Here is a 3,941-nt window from a genome sequence, read left to right on the forward strand (position 1 = left end):
TGGCTCTGGCTCTGGCTCTGGCTCTGGCTCTGGCTCTGGCTCTGGCTCTGGCTCTGGCTCTATATCCAATCCGGTGAGTGAAAGCGGCTCAAGGTTCGTAACGAAATCTGTCTCGTCAATATCATCGGAGTATTCGTTGTCATCAAACTCTGAGTTTTGTTCAAATGCGTCTACAAATTCTAGTGGGTACGTGTACAAGCCAAGACGAGCAAGTGCTGCAAGGAGTTCGTCTTCAGATGCAGGTGATGGCAATGCTTCAGTATATCCAGACTCGCTGAGGAGTTCTGCACTTACTGGACTATTGGCGATAGCAATGGAAGGAACCTGAGAACAATCTAACTTTTTATCAATTTCAAGCAGTTCGGATAAGATAGTAATGGCATCTTCTGTAAGTTCTGTAGCGATAATAACCGCATCAGCAGTGAATTCTTCATATGTTGTAACGGCTTCATCAAAAGAACGAACCTCATGAATATCGAAGAGGTCTGAATCAAGGAGTTCAGGTATGGATTCAGAAGGTGCTGTGCGTGTCTCAATAATAATTAATTGCGGAAGTTCTTTCTTTTGCGTTTCATCGCTTAAGATTGGTGAAAATAGATCTGCATGAAACTGGGGAGCTACAGCGTGTGGTTTGTTCTTATCGAACTGTTCAAGACGCACGGTGAAAGACACAGTTGTCCCTACGTTAGGCTCGGAGTCGATGCAGAGAAAACCGTCCATTAAATGAACAAGTTCTGTTGTGACGCTTAGTCCGAGCCCAGCTCCGCAATATTTACCGGAATCTTGTTCCGGATCCTGACAGAATCGATCAAGAACATCATATTGGTTTTGAAGTGGAATACCGCGTCCTTGATCTTTTACTGTGAACAGTAGTTGCGCTGTGTACTCTGTAGAGTGAATACATGATACGGACACACTGATTTTTCCGGAGTCACTGAACCGAGCCGCGTTGCCAAGCAAGTTGAGCAAAATTTGGATAAGACGGCTGGGGTCTCCTATATATTGAATCGGTAGATTCGGTGAAATTTTCCACGAAAGGGTGAGACCTTTAGCATCGGTATGCGGAAGCATTATGTGATACGCATCTTTCAGCAGACTTTGTAGGTCAAAGCTTTGTTTTTTCAACGCTAAGCGATGTTGATCTGCTCTGTTGAGGTCGAGAAGGTCTTTGAGTTGTAATTGTAATACATGAGTTGCGGATTGCAGTGTACGAAGAGCGTGTTGACCTTCTTCAGGAATGTTTATGTTATTTAACTCTTCGCCCATGCTGGCAATTGTAACCAGCGGTGATTGCAAGTCGTGGCTGATCTTCTTAATAAGCTTTTCAGGTGTTACGTGGTTCCATGACTTGTCTGTTTTGATATGATCATAGGGTTGAAGTTCAGAACCGTGTAAAGCAACGGGAGTTAGAATCATCAGCCCCATAGCAACACCGGCAAACGGCATGAGCTGCAGTATGCCTGCAGTGTCAGCAGAGGCTGCAGGCAGTAAAGCTATTGCGCTGCCGAGCGCTGTAAGTAGGCAGCCTGCTGTAAAACGTTTTCCACCAGCAATCTTTTGTGCAATTGCGGCAATTCCTGGAATAGCTCCTAATGCCGCAAGAGCAGGCCACAGGAAAAGATAGTGGAGTGAGTTTGAAAACCCGGGAATAAGGGGAAAGATAGCAACAATTACCCCTAGTAAGGACAATCCCCATAGCTGAGCATCAATGGAACGAGGACATGCTGCATGATAAAAAAGATTACGTCCGATATGCGGGAGGATGATTAACGCAAGACCGGGAAGTAGGATTGTCCATGCTGTCGTAAATTCCAGTCCGCCTGTTGATGCTGGCAAGAAACCAAATGTATAGTATCCCGCTGTAAGTAAAGTATATACACAAAGCCAGAAGCAGCTTTCTGCTTTTGTAAAAACGGCAAGAAAGAAATTAAGCCCTGCAAGGCCAAGAGTCAGGCCAATAAGAAGCCATAAAAGAACCGCAGCGGAAACAGTAGGCATTGCCGTATTTTTCACTGTTATTTCAGGATAAAACCATATTCCTGGTTTACCTTCTATGCGCAGGAAATATTCAGCAAGTCCATTTTTTGAGGCGTCAGGAAGTGGCATATGGCAACGGGTAATAGGAAACGATTGCCAGCGTTGTTGAGTGGTTGCATGTTTGTAGAAAAGAGTTGTCGGGCGTCGTATTAAGCCGCCGAACTGCATGAAAGGAAAGAATCCATTCATGTGCCATCGTTCAATCTGTTCAGCAGGAATGGTGATGCGTAGCCACACTCGTTTAACAGAATGCGGAATCGGTGTTTTATCCAGTGGGGTAAATACGTTGCTAAACTGTGGGGCAGCTATTTGAGCTATTGAAGCTGTCGGTGTGTCTTCAAAAAAAATATCGTATTTCACTGATATTCTTTGAGCAGAGCTAAACGCCTTGCTCTGTGAGAACAGGCATAATGTAACTAAAATGCAACATGACACGAAGCAGAAAAGAAGTTTTCGAAAACGGAAGGAAAAAAAGTGCATATGGCTCACCGTTAAAGTAGTCAGAGTTGCGAGATAAGTGACCATAAAACGATGATGAATAAATGTCCATAATTCAAAAGAAAAACGCCGTCAGTGTTTACCGACGGCGAATTGCTTTAGCAATACATTATCTATGTGCGTCAATGAATTCTTTGAGCGGTTTTCCCTGAGGAGTTCGCGCTGATGGATTGGACTTAAGAAGTTCTTCCCATGCAGCTATCCCTTTTTCTTTTTGCTCAAGGTCATGAAGGTAAACAATGCCTTTATTGAAAAGAGCGTTTGGGTGGGTTGGAGCAAATTTAAGGGCGTTATCATAGCTTTCAATAGCTTTTTGGAATTGGCCTGTGCGACGGTACATCGTTCCAAGATCTGTCCAGATGTTAGGGAAGGATTCGTCGAGTTCAAGGCTTTTTATATATGCTTTAATCGCATGCTCAGGGCGGTTTGCATCGTAGTATGCATTACCAAGCTGTTGCCATGCACTAATATTATCAGGTTCATTGCGGGTCAGACGCTCAAGGTCGATGATTCTTGATGCTTGTGACTGTGAAACTTGAGGCTGTGTTGGCTGTGACTGTTGTATTGCTGTGCTCTGCTGTGCAGGAGGCTGAGCCGTGTAAATGACTGTAAGCAGGTTTCCAAGGAACACCCCAAGACAGAGGGCAAAGACAGTGCACATGATAGTCGTGCTCTTCTTTACGTACATACCTTTTTTAAACTCTTCTTGAAGGCGTGCAGCTTCGCGCTTTGTCATAGATAACGTCCGTCCTATATAATGTTATGATGGTTGTAATGATTATTTGCAGGTACCAATACATAGATTACATAGCAATAAAACTAACTGTAAAAATTATATACAGAACAAATTAAGATATTGAATTTATTAAATGTAAAAAACAATGCGCATTATGCCCTGTATAAGATTATCAGAAAAAGTTAAAATTCTGTTGACGGCAAAAAGGCATTTGCGTAGAAGCTTTCAGACGTTGTGACGTAAAGCAACGTTTGTTCTTTTATAGCTCGGATCCTTATTCAGGCACTTAAAAAAAGTTTTTCGAAAAAAAATTTAAAAAGGGTTTGACAGCGGAAGGCGGAAAGCATAAACACTCCCTCCACGCCGCGAGACAAGGTTTCGTCAGACAGCGAATGAAATTAAATTTCAAAAAGTTGTTGACAGCTTAGCGGCTGGGTGGCATAAACGCCAACTCGACGCGAGGCGAATTAGCCGAGCGGAGCTTGAAGAAAGCTCTTTGACAATTAAATAGCGAATCGGATTGATTTAGAGATCAGCTAGCGTCATCTGCTACGATGTAGTGGATGTCACAATACAGAATTATTAAACTGGAGAGTTTGATTCTGGCTCAGATTGAACGCTGGCGGCGTGCCTAACACATGCAAGTCGAACGCGAAAGTTTCTTCGGAAA

The 3,941-nt window shown here is 43.4% G+C and carries 2 protein-coding genes and 1 rRNA gene; 1 reads left to right on the forward strand and 2 read right to left on the reverse strand.

The genetic code is table 11. The features are described 5' to 3' along the window. Both BUR09_RS16600 and BUR09_RS15140 read right to left on the reverse strand, forming a co-directional pair. On the reverse strand, positions 1-2,397 hold a 2,397-nt coding region (locus BUR09_RS16600; protein ID WP_217694188.1), incomplete at its 3' end, for an MFS domain-containing histidine kinase. Between the two features lie 247 nt (positions 2,398-2,644). Then, the gene (locus BUR09_RS15140) at positions 2,645-3,271 is read right to left on the reverse strand and encodes a tetratricopeptide repeat protein (protein ID WP_084539517.1); all 627 of its coding nucleotides are present in this window, start codon (positions 3,269-3,271) and stop codon (positions 2,645-2,647) included. 584 nt (positions 3,272-3,855) lie between these two features. Between BUR09_RS15140 and BUR09_RS15145 the strand changes: the two genes are divergently transcribed. Continuing rightward, a 16S ribosomal RNA gene (locus BUR09_RS15145) occupies positions 3,856-3,941 on the forward strand; the annotation flags it as partial.

The organism is Halodesulfovibrio marinisediminis DSM 17456 (genome assembly GCF_900129975.1).
GTDB lineage: Bacteria > Desulfobacterota > Desulfovibrionia > Desulfovibrionales > Desulfovibrionaceae > Halodesulfovibrio > Halodesulfovibrio marinisediminis.